Source organism: Mycobacterium attenuatum (assembly GCF_900566085.1).
GTDB lineage: Bacteria > Actinomycetota > Actinomycetes > Mycobacteriales > Mycobacteriaceae > Mycobacterium > Mycobacterium attenuatum.
In genome coordinates, this window is sequence record NZ_UPHT01000136.1 from 1 (window position 1) to 17,199 (window position 17,199).

Genomic DNA, 17,199 nt, shown 5'->3' on the forward strand with positions numbered 1-17,199 from the left:
CGGCCCCGCCGTGCCCGCCGGCCCCACCGTTGCCGAAGAACCAGGCGTTACCGCCTGCGCCGCCGGGCTGTCCAGGTGAGCCGGACCCCCCATCACCGCCGTCGCCCCACAGAAACCCGCCCGGGCCGCCGGCCTGCCCGGTGCCCGGCGTGCCATTGGTGCCCTTGCCGATCAATGGGGTCCCCAACAAGGCATTGGTGGGCCAATTGATCACCGCCAACAGGTCCTGCTCGAGGGTCTGTGCGGCGTTGGCAGCCTCGGTGGCCGTGTAGGCAGTCGCGGCGCCGTTCAACGTTTGCACGAACTGGGCATGAAACGCCACCGCCTGTGCGCTGAGCGCCTGAAAGGCCTGCGCATGTTCGGAAAACAGCGAAGCCACTGCCGCCGATACCTCGTCACCGGCGGCGGCCATGAGCCCGGTAATTCGGGGCGTCGCAGCCGCATTCGCGGCGTTCACCGCCGAGCCGATACCCGCCAAATCCGACGCCGCCGAAGCCACAAAATCGGGGAACGCCACCACATACGACATCGCTGCCCCTCCCAGGTCACCGATACCCCAATGAATCCGACAAACAGGAAACGTGTCCAGACCGTAACCCTCCGAAATCCGGTTACGTAGGGGCTAAAGTCCCTTGGCGTACCCCGAACCCGGCAACGACGCGCCGATCCGCCCTGCGCACTCGACTGCGGAGATCCCCAAAATGCGCTGAACCAAATAGGTTCTGGGAGATGGCCTCAGGGCGAAGCACGGGCTACTGCCCGGTTAGGAGTTCTGGGTGGCTTGTGATGGCGAGCCGATGACGCCGTCGCGCGTGTAGGCGTGGATGCCGAGGGTGGTCAGGTAGCAGCGGCGCTGGCGGTGTGGTCGTTGGTCTGCCATCCCTGACGCAAGTAGTTGGGTAGGTGGCGAGCAGGATCGAGGTTTCGAGTTCCGGCGTGCATGTCGTCCTGGTTGCTACTGTCGATTCTGCGGCGGTGCGGGCCTCGGTCCAGACTTCGCGGCTGGGGTATGGGCGTCGTGGACTGGTTGACCTGCTGGACGACGTTGGTAAGTACCGCGTTGCCGCCGTGGCCGTTGACGACGATCAACCCGGCGGTGTTTTGTTGCGCCAGCGATTCGGTGGTGTCAGCGACAATCGTGGCGAGGGTGGTGGCGCTGATGCTGACGGTTGCCGCGGTAGGCGGCGTGTTCGTGGGAGCAACCGAACGCGACCCGTGGTATCTGAAACACGTTGTGGTGCCGACTAATTCATGACGCCAGCGACCCGCGCACCGTCCAGCGGGGCGCTGTGGTCCCAGCGGGCGCTGTGGAACACGCTGCCCGCCGACCCGTCGAGGCCCTTGATGTCGGGGGCAGCGCGGGTGATGCGACACCTGTGGCGGCGATGACGACGTCGGCCTCGTCGGATTCGCCGGTGGATGTCTCGATGCGCCAACGACTTCCGCCGTGCTCGAGGCGGTGGACCTCACCTCGCGCAGCTTGATGGCGGCCAGCACCCCGGCCATTCCGACTCCGATGGTGACGAAGCCCAGATCGGTCCGATGCGGGCCGACACGGACCGAGTTGGTTGAGTCGACGCGCTCACGGTCACGGGGTGATCACTCCGTGCACGGGCAGCAGACCGGCACCCTCACCGGCCATGGTGGCCAGCAGGTCCTCGGCGTCGTCGAGGCGCGCGCAGCGTCGCGGCAGGCCCTCGAACGGGTAGCGCCCCGATGCCAGTAGCGCCAGCGCAGCCCGGTAGGCCACGACGTCAACCCCGAGCGCACCAAGAATGCGCAGCTCCTTGAACACCACCAAGTCGGGTGAGAACCCGGGCGCCCCGGCGCCGACGCCTCTGGTGCCCGCGACCACGACCGTCCCGGCGGGCCGCGCAAGCGCGATCGCCTGTGCGAACGCTGCCGGCGCCTTGGCGGTGACGTCGACGACGACGTCGGCCAGCCCACCCGTCGCGTCATGCAGCGCGGCCACGGGGTCGTCCGCGGCGACGTCGACGGCGAGGTCAACCCCGAACTCGGAAGCCAGTGCCAGCCGGTCGGCGTCGCGGGGACCCAGCCCGGTCAGCATGACGAATGCCGCGCCGGCCTCCTTGGCCGCCACTGCGGCGCACAGACCCCGGACACCCGGTCCGAGGACCGCGACCACGTCACCCAGAGTCGTTCCTGAAAGCGTTGCGCCCCAACGTATTCCAGCCCCTAGAGGATTGAACAGAGTGGCCACCGCGGGAGCCAGCCCGGCCGGGACCGGCAACACCATCGAGTCGGGCGCCAGGTATTGGTATTCGGCGTAGCCGCCCCACAGGCCCGGCGCACGGTCAACCGGGATGAAGCCGTACATGTCGGTTAGCCCATGGCGTGCACAGCGGCGGTACTCGCCGGCGAGGCAATTCGCGCACTGGCGGCACGACTGGAACACCTCGACCGCCACCCGGTCGCCCACGGCGACCCCCCAGCGCCGGGCCGCCTGCGGCCCGATCGCCTCGATGATCCCCACGGTTTCGTGACCGGGAACGAACGCGAAGCCACCGCTGAGTTCTCCGGTGTACTGCTCGTGGTCGGTGCCGCACAATCCGCAGGCTTCCACCCGCACCAGCGCGTCGTCAGCGCCGGCGTCGGGCACCGGCAGCTCTCGGACAACCAGGCGGCGCGGCGCCTCTAGGACTAAGGCCCGCGATGTCGCGGCGTCCGAGCTCATCGCACCCACCTCTCGATCCGTCGCGGCTACCGGAAGCCCACGACCTCGGTGCCCCAGGCAGCTCGGATGTGGCCGTCGAGATCGCGGGCAACGGTGTCGGTTCTGTTGATGACCAGGCAGGACCGGTGGGGGTCGTCGTAGGACGGCCAGTCCGGCTCGCCCGCCGTGCCCGAGGGCTTGCCGTGCCTGGCGAAGTTGACCCACCGGGTCCGGACTCTTTCCGACACCGCCTTGGCGGTCCGGACGCCGCCCAGCCGCAGCGTGGGGTCGTGTGGTCCGCCGAGATTGCCCCAGACATAAGGCAATTCGGTCGCGTGTGCGGCGTTGACCAGCAGCAGCTTCAGCAACGGCGTCGAATAGTCGAAGCGGTACAGATATACCGGCGCCACCGTGCGATGTCCGTCGGCCAGCCACACCGAGGGCATCCGGAACCCGACATCGGTGGCGATGCTCAGCGGCCGCGCCTTGCGCCGGATGCGCGAATAGGCCAGTCCGATCTCTTCCTCGGTGGGCAATTGCAGGTCGGGCTGTTCAGCGGCGATCTGGGTGAACATCGACGTGATCGCGTGCGGGGTGATCGGCATCAACGGCGAGCGCATCAACCGGAACAGCGCCGCCTCGTGCTTGTTGGTGCCGATGATCAACGGCACGGGCTGGGAGCGGCCCTCCTGCGCCACCTTGACCGGGTAGTCGTCCAACAGATCGCCGTCGACGATCGGGACGAACGCAAGCGTGCCGGGATTACGCACCGGAACCTCGTCGAACACTTCTTTTGCCGCGGCGACGATCCCGGCGATGGGGACATCGACCAACCGGTCCGCCTCGGACGCGGCGATCCCCAGCTTGTCCAGAATGCACACCGCCGCCCGCCGTGCCCGGTCGCGGTCGTATACCGAGGTGGCCGGCGAACTCTGGGCGATCGCGCGCCCGAACAGCCCGGCCGCCGCCGGGACGGCCAGCAGCGTCGTGACAATCCCCGCTCCCGCGGATTCGCCGAACAGCGTGACGTTGCCGGGATCACCGCCGAACTCCGCGATGTTGTCGCGGATCCATTGCAACGCGGCCAGCACGTCGCGCAGCCCGATATTGGAGTCGAAACCGCGCCGCGCGCTGCCCAACGACGACAGGTCGAGAAAACCCAGCACTCCGAGCCGGTAGTTGATGGTCACCACCACCACGTCGCCGCTGGCCGCCAGACGCCGGCCGTCGTAGAGGGGCTGGCTGCCCGACCCGAGCAGGTAGGCGCCACCGTGCAGCCATACCATCACGGGCTTGCCGTCGCCGGGCTCGACGCCGGCCGGGGCCCAGATGTTCAGTCGCAGACAGTCCTCGCCCTGGGGCGCTCCCAGATCCAGTGGCATGTTCGGGACGACCGGCTGCGGGCAGGCCGGGCCGAAGCTGGTGGCGTCGGCCACCTCGGTCCATCGCTGAGGCGGTTGCGGCGCCCGGAAGCGCAGGTCACGCAGCGGCGGCGCGGCATACCGCACGCCCTTCCAGGTCTTGGCCCGCACGTCGCCGGTGCCCCGGACCGGGCCGTAGCTGGTTTCGACCACGCAGTCGTCGATCGCCATTGCTGAAACTCCCCTGGCAGTGCCTTGACTCAGGTTAACCACCGCCCGCCCACCGACTCCGATGGCCTGGCCCGGGGAGTCACGTGAGCAGGCTGCGATCCATCGCCCAACTCAGTGACGCCGGCACATTGCGACGCGGGACTACCGCGCGGCAGGACGAGATTGACGGTCGCCGAGTTCCCGGCATTCACTACTGGATTTGGCCGCCGCACCCACCGACGGCGCGCCAGCAGTGGCCCGATCGACGCCGAATCCGCGCTACCAACCACTCTGGCCGGCCGAACCGAGGGCGCACTACCCGCGACTGTTGAGCCCGATACCTGCGTCACACTTGCCGCAAGCCGCCAAATAGCTTGCGTAGCGGCGCTCTTGGACACACGCACCTGAGTGAAAGGTCAGCGCTAGGGTCGGTCAAGATCGGGCAACCAGCGCACGCGTCACGCTAGAAACCGACCGCCTGGCCATCGCGCCGAGGATCGCTTGCAGCCAGGTAACCGCCGTCCAGACACCAGATCGCCTGGCAGCTACCGAATTGGTTGTAGTCGTCGACCGTGACCAGCTCATGGCCGCGTCGAGCCAACTCGTCGACGGTGGTCGCCGGAAAGCCGTCCTCGACGGTGACCTGCATGCCCTGCACCACGCGGAAGCGTGGACCGTCGCATGCAGCTTGCGGATTTTGACCGTAGTCGACGATGCGCACCATGACTTGCGTTTGGCCCTGGGGCTGCATGGTGCCACCCATGACCCCGAAGCTCATCACCGGTGCGCCGTCCTTCGTCACGAAGCCGGGAACGATGGTGTGGTACGGCCGCTTGCCCGGACCGACCTGATTCGGATGGCCCTGCTGTGCAACGAAATTCGCGCCACGATTATGCAACGAGATGCCGGTGCCGGGGACTACCACGCCAGAGCCGAAGCCCATGTTGTTGGACTGGATCATCGACACCATCATCCCGGCGCTGTCTGCTGCCGTGAGGTAAACCGTTCCGCCGCTTGGCGTGCCGGCGGCAAACGACTGCGCCCGCCGCAGGTCGATCTGGGCTGCCCTGTTGGCCAGGTACTCGTCGTCGAGGAGTTGGGCCGGACCAAGTTGCATGTAATCAGGGTCGCCGACATAGGCGTACGCGTCGGCGAAGGCCAGTTTGATCGCCTCGATCTGCACATGCACACTGTCGGCTGAATCGACACCAAAAGCGGCCATATCGAAGTGCTGCAGAATACCCAAGGCGATCAACGCGACGATGCCCTGACCATTCGGCGGAATCTCGTGCACCGTGTAGCCGCGGTAACCATGGCTGATCGGTGTCACCCAGTCCGCCCGGTGTGCGGCAAGGTCGTTCACCGTCATGACCGCACCGTGCGACCGCGCATGTGTCGCCATGACTTCCGCCAGCCGCCCGTGGTAGAAGACGGCCCCGTTGCTGGCCGCGATCCTTTCCAGCGTGTCCGCATGGTCGGGGAACCGGAAGGCCTCGCCGGCCCGTGGGGCGCGTCCATCGGGCAGGAACGCCTCATCGAAGCCCGGTTGACCCGCAAGCAATGACACTTGCGCTGCCCACTGCCGGGCGATTGTCGGCGACACCGGGAATCCGTTGCGGCCGTACTGGATTGCGGGCTCGAAGAGCGTGGCGAAGGGCAGCCGCCCGAATCGGGTATGTAATTCGGTCCACGCCGACACCGCCCCGGGCACAGTCACCGAATTCCAACCCAGGTTCGGTACACCCTGCCCGCCGAAATACTGCGGCGTCCATCCGGCCGGTGAGCGCCCCGAGGCGTTGAGGCCATGTAATTGCCCGCCGTCCCACACGATCGCAAAAGCGTCCGAACCAATGCCGTTAGACACGGGTTCGGCCAAGGTCAACGTGATCGCGGTGGCCAGCACGGCATCAACGGCGTTGCCGCCCTGAGCCAGCATTCGCAACCCGGCCTGCGCCGCAAGGGGCTGGGAGGTGCAGACCACATTGCGCGCCAGCATCGGTGTCCGCGGCCATCGATAGGGAAGTTCCCAGGAGGGCGACACGGTCACTCTCCCATTCCTGGCTCGTCGACCGGGTTGTTGCGTGTCACGATCAATGGATCGGTGTTGGTGAACGGGAACTGCGGCAGGTCCTCGATGTGGGTGTTGAACGTGGCGGCCAGGACCTCGCGCGAATACGCACTGACCGAGGCGCGGTACCCGATATCACCCGGGGTGGGCTGGTCAAAGAAGATCGCAAAGTGGATGTCGGGTGCATCGACCACCTCGATGTGGTGGGGATAGGCACGCGGAACGAAGTACACGTCGCCCTGCTGGAGGTAATACGTGTCGAGCGATCCGTCGGGATCCATGACCGTCATCCGCGCAGAACCTGTTTGCACGTAACCCATCTCAGCGGTGACCGGATGCCAGTGCGGCTCGCGCATCCCGTCCTCACGCACGCGCAGCGAGTACATGGACAGGTCCTTCAGCGCCGGCCAGAACTGCACCCGCGCCAGCCGCGCCGACCCGACGGCAATGCCGACCGGCGGGCTCTGCGCCTCCACGGAGAACTTGTGCGGATCGTTAAACCAGGCAGTGGAAGGGATATTCGGCTTTCCGACCCGCGCCGCCAGGGCGCGATCGGTGGTGTCGCGGCGCAGCGCAGCAAAGTCTGAGGCGGGCAAGTCGTAAGTGTTGCCCAGGACCGCGTCGGTCATGGCCCCGAAAGCCGCGCCCAGGCCGAAATCCTCCGGGCGCTCACTGCGGAAGGCGATGATGAACTCCGCCACGCCCTCACCGATGTTTTCGATATGGTGCAGCGATCCCGAATCGATGTGGAACATGTCTCCGGCACTGACCGTGAAGCTTGCGAACTGGCTGTAGGTGTCCAGGACCGAGACCAGCGCGGTTCCCGAGACGCAATAGGTCAACTCGTTGGCATTGGCATGCCAATGCGGCGTACGCATCGCGCCCGGATTGATGACCACCCGTTTGATCGACATTCCGCGCAGCATCGGGAAGTTGTCGGCCGTCAGGCGCCGGATCGAGCCCAGGTCTGACTCCTCGACGACCTCACCGTCAACCAGGGAGGCCGCATGCCGGCTCGAACGAGCAATAGTTGCCACGCAAAGTTCCTCGCATTCTGTGTGAAGTGCTCTTGGGTTGATGGCTGCCGGTCGAGACGTCACGCGGGGGGCCTGTTCGACGAACACCGTGACGTCCCGACGGTCACCGAGCACAACGCCGCGAAGACGAACTTGCCTTTCTGGCAATCTGGCGGGACGTCTCGATGTGCTGGCTGGCAACAACAATAAGGCATCGGTCTGTAGAATATCTGAAGAGCAGATGTGGTTTGCCATCTAGCCTTCTGTTAGTTCACTGATGGAGAGTTCATGGCCCTGGCTGAAACAAACTGATGCGGGACTGGTTGGTGAGTTTGTATGCCGCGAAGTAGCACACATCTGATAACGACTAGGATGCAGATTCGCATGTCATGATTGGCGGCCGCAGTGGCCAATCAGGTGCCATTGCAAGGACGGGCCGTGAACACCGATCCACGGTTTCAATGCATGCCAAGCACCTGCCGACATCTGCTTTTGACGTCCAAGGATAGCAGGATCTGCGCCATAATCAATATGTGACTTTCGATGTCTAATAGTTGAGATGTATCAGTTCATTCACACATCCGATAGATAAGTTGGCTGAACCCCCCTACACTATGGCGGTTAGATACGTTCGTTGCGTCAAGGCGATTCTCGGGATACGGCCGATCGGGCGGGCCCAACGGTCGCTGCTGCGCCAACGTATGGTCGATGAACAGGTATTTATGCGCGTCAGTACGTCGGTCCGGTCCACGATGTCGTCGGCAGGGTTCACCGGTGCCCAGCACCTGCTAACGCCATGTCAAAAGGATTTTTCCGAACTGTCGAGCCGATAGGTAGCACCTGTGAAAATTTGGTCTTTGATCCGGCATTTAACAGACGGGCGCCCTCGGAGCGCCCGCGACTGCTGCGAGAATGTGGGCGATAGCCAGGTCGCACCCGAAGCAGTTGACCAGGACGTTTGGACAGCCGTTAATGCCTTAGTCGATCAGCAGTTGAGCGGGATAATGTACGGGACATGTTCACATATCTATCCCGGCAGAGAAATCGACAGTCCGCAGATTCCTATATCACCGGATGACTACCGTTGAAAACTTGGCTCCAGAGCGATGATCTTGAGCTACTAATTTGGCGGCCACCGCCTGATTATGCAATCTCTATTAAATTTGCTACAATATGTTTGCAATTAGGTTGCGTGATCGACTGTGCCGATTTCACGGCAGTTCTTGGAAGAAAAATTCCCAATATTTAGCGAGTTTGGCGCGACGCTGCGCGCGCCCGTCAGCACGTCCGGAAACGCCAGCACCGCCGGCTAACTAAGGCCCGAAGCCATACCTGCCGGCGACCCCAGCAGCCAGAGGTTCCGGTTAGGGTGACGCTCAACACCGATGCGGAGGGTGGGCGGGCCTAGGCATGAACACCGAATTCACGCTCAGCCAGAAGCGCGCGCTGGCCGTGCTCACGCTGGTCGCCCTACTGTTCGGCGCCTACTTTCTGCGTGAGTACTTCGTGCTGATCGTCGTGGCGGCGGTCGGCGCGTATCTGTTCACGCCGCTGTTCAATTGGTTCAACAAGCGGCTGAGCACCGGCTTGTCGGCCACGTGCACGGTGTTGACGGCCTTGGCCAGTGTTTTCATTCCGGTCGCGCTGTTGGTGGTGCTGGCCGTGGTCCAAGTTGCCCGGATGGTCGACAACGTCGCCGAGTGGTTGCACACGAGCGATCCCAGCGAGCTCGGCGACAAAGTTCTGCTTCTGACCAACGACTTACTGGCCAGGGTGCCGTTCCTGCACGTGACCGTCACTCCGGAGATGTTGCGAGACACAATGATCTCGGCGGCCCGCACCGTTGGCACCTGGCTGCTGCATGTCCTGCAGGGCGCGGCCGGAAGCCTCGCCGGCGCGGTCACGTCGGCCATCGTCTTTCTGTATGTTTTCGTGGCCCTGCTGCTGAACCGGGACAAGTTAAGGACGCTGATCGGCCAGCTCAATCCGCTGGGCGAGGAAGTTACCGATTTGTACCTGAGAAAGATGGGCTCGATGGTGCGTGGCACCGTCAACGGCCAGTTCGTCATCGCCCTGTGCCAAGGCGTGGCCGGCGCCGCGTCCATCTACCTCGCCGGATTTCACCACGGGTTCTTCATCTTCGCGATCGTGTTGACCGCGCTGTCGATCATTCCGCTGGGCGGCGGGATCGTGACGATCCCGTTCGGCATCGGGATGATCTTCTACGGCAACATCGCCGGCGGCGCCTTCGTGGTGCTGTGGCATCTGCTGGTGGTCACCAACGTCGACAACTTCTTACGACCGATTCTGGTTCCGCGCGACGCCCGGCTGAACTCCGCACTCATGTTGCTCTCGGTGTTCGCGGGAATCGGCATGTTCGGCCCTTGGGGCATCATCATCGGTCCGGTGCTGATGATCCTCATCGTCACCACCATCGACGTCTACCTGGCGGTGTACAAGGGCGTCGAACTCAAGCAACATCACGACCCGCCCGCCCGTCGCAAGTGGCTCCCGCGGCGAACCGGAAACGCCCCGGCCGGCGCGGCTACCGACCCAGCCGCTCAGTGAGGAACTCGACGACGCGCTTGCGGGCTTCGTAGGCCGCCTGACCGTCCACCTCGCGGACCTCGTCGGTGAGCACTGAATGCGCCATCCGGCTGAAGCCGTCCGCGTTTCCCGGGCTGGAGTCGATCTCGATCACCTCGAACCCGTCGCCGAGTCGCTGCTTGAGCGTCGCGAACCGTTCCCGCGGCGCCATCTTGTCCTCGCTGAAGCGCAATCCCATGGCGCACAGGCCGTCGTTGGCGCAGCGGTCGGCGACGATGCGAAGCTCGGACTCGCTCAGCCCGGCGTCGCGGCGCTGCGCGCGCGTCACCGGCAGTGGCACCGAAGGCTGGCTGAGCACCGGCGCGAGCACGCTGTCGTCGACGGCGGCGGCCAGCGCGAAGCCGCCGGTGAAACACTGGCCGATCACACCGACGCCCTTACCGGGGGTCGACGCGTTGAGGTCGCGGGCCAGCGCCCGCAGAAACTGCGCCACCGGGCGCTGCTTGTCGGTGGCCATCGCCGCGAACTCCCTTGCCACGCAGGCCCGGCTGATCGTGGCCGCCACATAACCGGCCGACACCGCCTTGCCCGGCTGACCGAACAGCGACGGGATGGCCACCGTGAACCCGTTGTCCACCAGGTGGTTGCCCAGGCCGAGCACCCCGGGGTGAATGCCCGGGATCTCCGGGATCAGCACCACTCCCGGGCCGGATCCCTTCCGATAGACGTCGTGGGTGTAGCCGCCACCGGTGAAGGGAGTTGACGACCACCCGGACAGGTCTGCTTCGGGTCCGCTCACGATACGTCTCTCCTATCGGTTCGGGACCAACGGCGGCTGCGACTGGGTCGCAGCGGCCAGCGTGCGGAACTCCTCGGCGTTGCCCGCACCGGTGATCGCGACCTGGGTGGGACCGGCCGGGCTGGCCAGCCTGGTGGTCCACACCGGCTCGAATGCGCCGTTTTTGTTGGCACCTTCATACACGACCCAGTTGGTTCCGTCGACGTCGAGCGTTCCGGTGGGGTGCATGCCCGGATGGATGGAACCGACCAGCTTGTCCTCGTCGGCGTTGCTCTGGGTCAGGCTCAGGTACATCCCCGTCGGGCTGATGTATCCCACGGTCGAGGTGGCCGCGTTGAGCCGCTGACCGGCGGACGTATCGGTCCGCCCGTTCTCGATGCCGCCACGACCACCGGAGTTGGGTTGCCATCCCGGGGGCGGTACCGGCAGCCGGATCGGGAACCCCAGCGTAGCGGCGTCTGCCCGTAACGCCCTCGCCGCGTCGTAGGACGGGATGCGCCCCCGGCTGGTCCCGCCCGGCTGCAACGAACACATCCCGACCAGGCCCGCCAGCACGATGCAGCCGATCACCAGCGGCACCAGCGACCAGAACATGTCGCGACCGTCCTGCAGCAACCGTGGTTTGGCCGGCTTCGGAGCAGGCTGCGGCTCAACAGTCACCTGGCCAGTATCCCAGCTCGTGCCGCGTGATTCGCTTCTGGGACAATCACCAACCATGACTGCACAGGGATCCGGTTCGTCGCCGGCGACCGTTGCGAAAACCGACCCTTCGGCCGTCCGACCACCGCGCGGGGAGGCGCCGGACCGCAACCTGGCCCTGGAGTTGGTGCGGGTTACCGAAGCCGGCGCCATGGCCGCCGGGCGCTGGGTGGGCCGCGGCGACAAGGAGGGCGGCGACGGCGCTGCGGTCGACGCGATACGCGAGCTGGTGAATTCGGTGTCGATGCGCGGCGTCGTGGTGATCGGCGAGGGCGAGAAGGACGACGCGCCGATGTTGTACAACGGCGAAGAAGTCGGCAACGGCGACGGCCCGGAATGCGACTTCGCCGTCGACCCGATCGACGGCACCACGCTGATGAGCAAGGGTATGCCCAACGCCATCTCGGTGCTGGCGGTGGCCGATCGCGGTGCGATGTTCGACCCGTCGGCGGTGTTCTACATGAACAAGATCGCCGTCGGGCCCGACGCCGCGCACGTGCTCGACATCACCGCACCGATCGCCGAGAACATCCGTGCCGTCGCCAAGGTCAAGGAATTGTCGGTTCGGGACATGACGGTGTGCATCCTGGACCGGCCGCGGCACGCGCAGCTGATCCACGATGTGCGCGCCACCGGGGCGCGGATCCGGCTGATCACCGACGGCGACGTCGCCGGCGCGATCTCGGCCTGCCGGCCCGAGTCGGGCACCGACATGCTGGCCGGCATCGGCGGCACCCCGGAGGGCATCATCGCGGCCGCGGCAATCCGGTGCATGGGCGGGGCCATCCAGGCTCAGCTCGCACCGAAGGACGAGGCCGAACGACGCAAGGCGCTCGACGCCGGCTACGACCTGGACCAGGTCTTGACCACCAAGGACCTGGTCGCCGGAGAAAACGTCTTCTTCTGCGCCACCGGCGTCACCGACGGCGACCTGCTCACGGGGGTGCGCTATTACCCCGGCGGCTGTACCACCCAGTCGATCGTGATGCGGTCGAAGTCGGGCACCGTCCGGATGATCGAGGCCTACCACCGGCTTTCGAAGCTCAACGAGTACTCGGCCATCGACTTCACCGGCGACAGCAACGCCGCCTACCCACTCCCCTGACCAACCCCCCACAACCCAGCCCCCACAACCAAGGACCCTATCTATGGCCGAGGACCCCGAATACCGCATCGAACACGACACCATGGGCGAGGTCCAGGTGCCGGCGAAAGCATTGTGGCGCGCGCAAACCCAGCGTGCGGTGGAGAACTTCCCGATCTCGGGGCGCGGCCTGGAGCGCGCCCAGATCCGCGCCCTGGGCCTGTTGAAAGGCGCCTGCGCGCAGGTGAACAAGGACCTCGGGTTGCTGGCGCCAGAGAAGGCTGACGCCATCATCACGGCGGCAGCCGAGATTGCCGACGGTCAACACGACGACCAGTTCCCCATCGACGTCTTCCAGACGGGTTCGGGCACCAGCTCCAACATGAACACCAACGAGGTGATCGCCAGCATCGCCGCCGCCAATGGCGTTACGGTGCACCCCAACGACGACGTCAACATGTCGCAGTCGTCGAACGACACCTTCCCCACCGCAACCCACATCGCGGCCACCGAGGCCGCGGTCAGTCACCTCATCCCGGCACTGCAGGTGTTGCAAGATGCGCTGGCGGCCAAGGCTCTCGAGTGGCAGACGGTGGTGAAGTCGGGCCGCACCCACCTGATGGATGCCGTCCCGATCACCCTCGGTCAGGAGTTCAGCGGATACGCCCGCCAGATCGAGGCCGGCATCGAAAGAGTGCGCGCCACGCTGCCACGGCTGGGCGAGCTGGCGATCGGCGGTACCGCGGTGGGCACCGGCCTGAACGCCCCCGAGGGCTTCGGCGTCAAGGTGGTCTCGGTACTGGTGGACCAGACCGGTCTTTCCGAATTGCGAACGGCGGCAAACTCTTTCGAAGCCCAGGCCGCCCGGGACGGATTGGTGGAGGCGTCGGGGGCGTTGCGCACCATCGCGGTGTCGCTGACCAAGATCGCCAACGACATCCGCTGGATGGGGTCCGGCCCGTTGACCGGGCTGGCCGAAATCCGGCTGCCGGACCTGCAGCCGGGCAGCTCGATCATGCCGGGCAAGGTGAATCCGGTTATTCCCGAAGCGGTTACGCAGGTGGCCGCGCAGGTGATCGGCAACGACGCCGCGGTCGCCTGGGGCGGAGCCAACGGCGCCTTCGAACTCAACGTCTACATCCCGATGATGGCCCGCAACATCCTCGAGTCGTTCAAGCTGCTGACCAACGTCTCGACGTTGTTCGCCCAGCGCTGCATCACCGGGCTGACCGCCAACGTCGAGCACCTGCGTGAACTGGCCGAGTCGTCACCGTCGATCGTCACCCCGCTGAACTCGGTCATCGGTTACGAGGAGGCGGCGGCTGTGGCCAAACAAGCGCTCAAGGAGCGAAAGACGATCCGCCAGACCGTAATCGATCGCGGCCTGGTCGGCGACAAGCTCTCCATTGAGGAGCTCGACCGCCGCCTCGACGTGCTGGCGATGGCCAAGGTCGAAGCGGCCGACGACTAGGCCGGTCGACTCCGGCGTCACGCGAATCTGCGGTGACGCGAATGCGCGGCTACCTTAGGTTGGGTAGTCCCCGAAAGCGAGGATGGTTCAGCAGATGACGGCTCCTCCGGGTGGCCCATACGGTCCAGATCCGAATCAGTATGGGCAGCAGCCCTATTGGGGCGGCCAGCCGCAGGGCGGCCAGTATCCGTATCCACCGGCCGCCCCCTACCCGGCCCCACAGGGCACGGATCCCTACGGCGCGACCCACTACCCGCCCCAGCAATATCCGCAGCCGGGCCAGCAATACCCGCCCGGCTGGCCCCCGGGCCAGTACCCGCCCGGACCACCGCCGAAGCCGCCCGGCTCGAAGCTGCCATGGCTGATCATCGCCGGCGTCGCGGTGCTGGGCGTGATCGCGCTGGTGGTTGTCCTGGTGATCGTGCTCAATCACCGCGACAGCTCGGTCACGGCAACCTCCCCGAGCCCCTCGGCCACGACGAGTGCCCCGAGCTCTGTGCCCAACGGTTCTCAGCAGACCGCGACCGACTGCACGCCCAACGTATCCGGCGGCGACAAACCCGACGACGGCACGATCAGCGCCGGCAAGCTGTCGTTTCCCGCCAGCGTGGCAGCGGGGTGGGCGCCGTTCTCCGACGACCAGAGCCCCAACCTCATCGACGCGGTGGGTGTGGGCCAAGAGGTACCCGGCGCCAGCCAGTGGATGATGCAGGCCGAAGTCGCGATCACCAACTTCGTCTCCAGCATGGACGTGGGCAAGCAGGCCTCGAAGCTGATGCAATGTGTGGCCAGCGGCCCCGGTTATTCGCAGTCTGCGCCCACTCTGGGGCCCACGAAGACGTCGTCATTGACGGTCGACGGCGTCAAGGCCGCCCGGGTGGACGCCGACATCACCATCGGCGACACCTCGCGGCACGTCAAGGGTGACACCGTCACCATCATCGCGGTGGACACCAAGCCGGTCACCATCTTCATGGGCGCGACACCCATCGGCGACGCCGGCTCAGCGGCAACGATCAGCAAGGTCATTGCCGCCCTGAAGGTGTCGAAATCGTGACGTAGCGAGGCTGCGCAGCCATACTTCCGATATGGCTCGACTGATCAGTAAATGCTGCCTTGGGTTGGCGGCGGTCTTGACGATATTCACCTCGGCCTGGGCGGTTATCTCGGTGCCGGCGGCCGCGGTGCCGGCAACCCCCAGTGGCGAGATCTGGCAATGGGCGTTGGGAAAAAACATGCTCACCGACCCGACGTTGCGGGACTACCTCAACTCGGCGCCGGGCGGACCCGGCCGGGTTTGCTACGGAGACCCAAGACTCTGCCAGCAGTCAACCCTCGACCCGCAGGACATCCGCGCGCTGACCGATATCGTCCGGGTCCCCAGCGAGGGGTTCGGGCTGGTTCCTGACGAACACGGCATCGTGGTGAGCGTCGTGTTGTACAACGACATCCGCGAACAGAAGTACCTCTACCGGGGCCGACTCCCGGAGGGATGGACCTGGGACAGTACCGCCACCGACATCGGAGCCGTCTTCGGTGCGCCCAACATGGTGGCCGGATTCGAGCAGCAGCCCTACGTTCCGATCGCCTTCAAGTATCAGACCGCCGATCACCTTTACGATCTGCGGGTTGAATTCGCCGCCAGCACCGCAGATGAGTTGCCCGGCGCGCACATGCGCACCGTCGCGGTCAGCCAGGCGGCGGGCGCTCCGGTAAGCCAGAGCGCGGCGTCGACGAGCGCGCCGGCACCCGCATCGATGTCGCCGACGACGGCGCCGATGTCACCGACGCCGACTCATCCCACGAACGCCTAGCGTCCTATCGTCGGTCGGCGCGGAGATGCGGGTGGCCTCGGAGCGGCCACGCAGCACCGCGGAATAGCACTCGGCCCAGCGATCGCGCTCGTCCTCGGCGGCACGCTCCACCGCGGCCGTCGAGCACAGGATCCGCCGGTCCGATGTTTTGGCGAGATCGGCCAGCCGAGCGGCCTCGTTGACGGCATCGCCGATAACGGTGTACTCGTGCCGGTTTTCGGCGCCGATATTTCCGGCAAACACCCGTCCCGCCGAAACACCGATACCAAAGTCGACGGGCAGCTCATGCAACCGGCTCGCCAGCGCGCGCGCAGTGGCCAGCGCCGGCGACGCCGGCTGGCTGGTACGCAGGGGCGCCCCGAAGATCGCCAGCGCCGCATCCCCCTCGAATTTGTTGACCAGACCCTGATATTCGTCCACGGCGTCGACCACGATCCGGAAGAAGTCGTTGAGCACCCGGGCAACCTCCTGCGGCGGACGATTTTCCGCCAGCCGGGTCGAGCCGACCAGGTCGATGTAGAGGATGGCGGCCTCCACCACGTCGCCCGACAGCGACGAGCCCTCTTCGATGGCCCGGCGGGCCACGTCGATTCCGACGTAGCGGCCGAACAGGTCACGTAGCCGTTCCCGCTCCTCGAGCCCGGCGACCATCCGGTTGAATCCGGTTTGCAGTCGCCCGATTTGGGAACGTTCGTAGGCGCCGACGTAGGTCGCAATGTTGCCGTGTTCGACCTGCGCCATGGCGTCGACGATCTCGTCGAGCGGATCGGAAATGGATCGCGACGTCAGGATCATCGTCGGCAATCCCAGTAGCAGCGCTGCCAGCGACACCACCAAGATGGGCACGTCCAGCGATGCTGACTCATGAATCAGCCAGCCATAAGACCGCAGCACAACGAAGCCCACAATCACCCCGATCGGGATGGCGCTGCACAAAAACCACAGCAGGACCAGTCGCGCCAGCACCCCGGGGACGGCCAGCCGCGGCTGAGCGCCCCGGGTGGCCACCCCCATCAGCGGCCGCAGGGTACGTTGCACGAGCAGCAACCCAGTGCCCGCTGCGGCCGGTCCGCCCAGGACCACCCCGAGCAGGATGGGCAGCAGCACCCTGGCACCGTCGGCGTGGTTGATCAACATGAGGATGGCGCCGCAGGCCGACCAGGCGCCCAGCAGAATCGCCGACTGGCGGCCGGCGAGCTTGACGGCGGCTTCTCGTTGCCGCGGTGTGGGTTCGTCACCGCGAACGAACCATCGTGCGCTGGGAGCCAGAATCAGGACACCGCCGACCGCGACGGCGATGACACCCAACGCAACCAGCACCAACACCACGGCCATGTTCTTCTCGGCGAAGTCAACGTAGGTGTGGCCTCGCAGCGGAACCAGGATGGCCGATGCGTCGAGGACGGCAAGGACGTAGGCGACCGCTAGGCCGAGCGCGTAATGAGCCAGCAATCTG

At 65.7% G+C, this 17,199-nt stretch carries 14 protein-coding genes; 5 read left to right on the plus strand and 9 right to left on the minus strand.

The features are described 5' to 3' along the window. The 6 genes from EET13_RS21770 to EET13_RS21795 form a co-directional block, all read right to left on the minus strand. Positions 1–529 (minus strand): PE family protein (locus tag EET13_RS21770; RefSeq protein WP_136623222.1); only part of this gene is annotated, 529 nt, incomplete at its 3' end. Between the two features lie 308 nt (positions 530–837). After that, positions 838–1,506 (minus strand): creatininase family protein, encoded by a 669-nt coding sequence (locus EET13_RS32925; protein ID WP_122444217.1) that lies wholly within the window; start codon positions 1,504–1,506, stop codon positions 838–840. A gap of 82 nt (positions 1,507–1,588) precedes the next feature. Then, positions 1,589–2,695: a zinc-dependent alcohol dehydrogenase gene (locus tag EET13_RS21780; protein WP_122444218.1), complete on the minus strand. Its 1,107-nt coding sequence runs from the start codon at positions 2,693–2,695 to the stop codon at positions 1,589–1,591. A gap of 26 nt (positions 2,696–2,721) precedes the next feature. Further along, entirely contained in the window at positions 2,722–4,266 is a 1,545-nt protein-coding gene (locus EET13_RS21785; RefSeq protein ID WP_122444219.1) for a carboxylesterase/lipase family protein, read from the minus strand. 442 nt (positions 4,267–4,708) lie between these two features. Continuing rightward, positions 4,709–6,241: a gamma-glutamyltransferase family protein gene (locus tag EET13_RS21790; RefSeq protein ID WP_122444220.1), complete on the minus strand. Its 1,533-nt coding sequence runs from the start codon at positions 6,239–6,241 to the stop codon at positions 4,709–4,711. 47 nt (positions 6,242–6,288) lie between these two features. Beyond that, positions 6,289–7,584 (minus strand): cupin domain-containing protein, encoded by a 1,296-nt coding sequence (locus EET13_RS21795; RefSeq protein ID WP_244604039.1) that lies wholly within the window; start codon positions 7,582–7,584, stop codon positions 6,289–6,291. A gap of 1,155 nt (positions 7,585–8,739) precedes the next feature. Between EET13_RS21795 and EET13_RS21800 the strand changes: the two genes are divergently transcribed. Further along, positions 8,740–9,897: an AI-2E family transporter gene (locus EET13_RS21800; protein WP_122444221.1), complete on the plus strand. Its 1,158-nt coding sequence runs from the start codon at positions 8,740–8,742 to the stop codon at positions 9,895–9,897. On the opposite strand, the gene EET13_RS21805 is transcribed toward EET13_RS21800, so the two are convergent. Beyond that, the gene (locus EET13_RS21805) at positions 9,875–10,675 is read right to left on the minus strand and encodes a dienelactone hydrolase family protein (protein ID WP_122444222.1); all 801 of its coding nucleotides are present in this window, start codon (positions 10,673–10,675) and stop codon (positions 9,875–9,877) included. The two genes, EET13_RS21800 and EET13_RS21805, sit on opposite strands and share 23 nt — an antisense overlap. A gap of 12 nt (positions 10,676–10,687) precedes the next feature. Continuing rightward, complete coding sequence (locus EET13_RS21810) at positions 10,688–11,335, minus strand: DUF4245 domain-containing protein (protein ID WP_244604040.1); 648 nt, start codon at positions 11,333–11,335, stop codon at positions 10,688–10,690. Between the two features lie 55 nt (positions 11,336–11,390). Between EET13_RS21810 and glpX the strand changes: the two genes are divergently transcribed. From glpX to EET13_RS21830, 4 genes are all read left to right on the plus strand, one after another. After that, complete coding sequence (gene glpX, locus EET13_RS21815) at positions 11,391–12,479, plus strand: class II fructose-bisphosphatase (protein ID WP_122444224.1); 1,089 nt, start codon at positions 11,391–11,393, stop codon at positions 12,477–12,479. A 43-nt stretch (positions 12,480–12,522) separates the two neighbouring features. Beyond that, a complete protein-coding gene (locus tag EET13_RS21820; protein WP_122444225.1) occupies positions 12,523–13,929 on the plus strand; it encodes a class II fumarate hydratase in 1,407 nt (468 codons plus the stop codon). A gap of 94 nt (positions 13,930–14,023) precedes the next feature. Next, positions 14,024–14,986 carry a hypothetical protein gene (locus EET13_RS21825; protein ID WP_122444236.1) on the plus strand — a complete coding sequence of 321 codons (963 nt, stop codon included), beginning with the start codon at positions 14,024–14,026 and terminating at the stop codon, positions 14,984–14,986. Between the two features lie 31 nt (positions 14,987–15,017). Next, positions 15,018–15,743 carry a hypothetical protein gene (locus EET13_RS21830; protein WP_136623223.1) on the plus strand — a complete coding sequence of 242 codons (726 nt, stop codon included), beginning with the start codon at positions 15,018–15,020 and terminating at the stop codon, positions 15,741–15,743. Here the strand turns inward: EET13_RS21830 and EET13_RS21835 are convergent. Then, on the minus strand, positions 15,711–17,192 hold the full coding sequence (locus EET13_RS21835) for an adenylate/guanylate cyclase domain-containing protein (protein ID WP_122444237.1): 1,482 nt from the start codon (positions 17,190–17,192) through the stop codon (positions 15,711–15,713). The genes EET13_RS21830 and EET13_RS21835 overlap by 33 nt on opposite strands. Between the last annotated feature and the right edge of the window lie 7 nt (positions 17,193–17,199).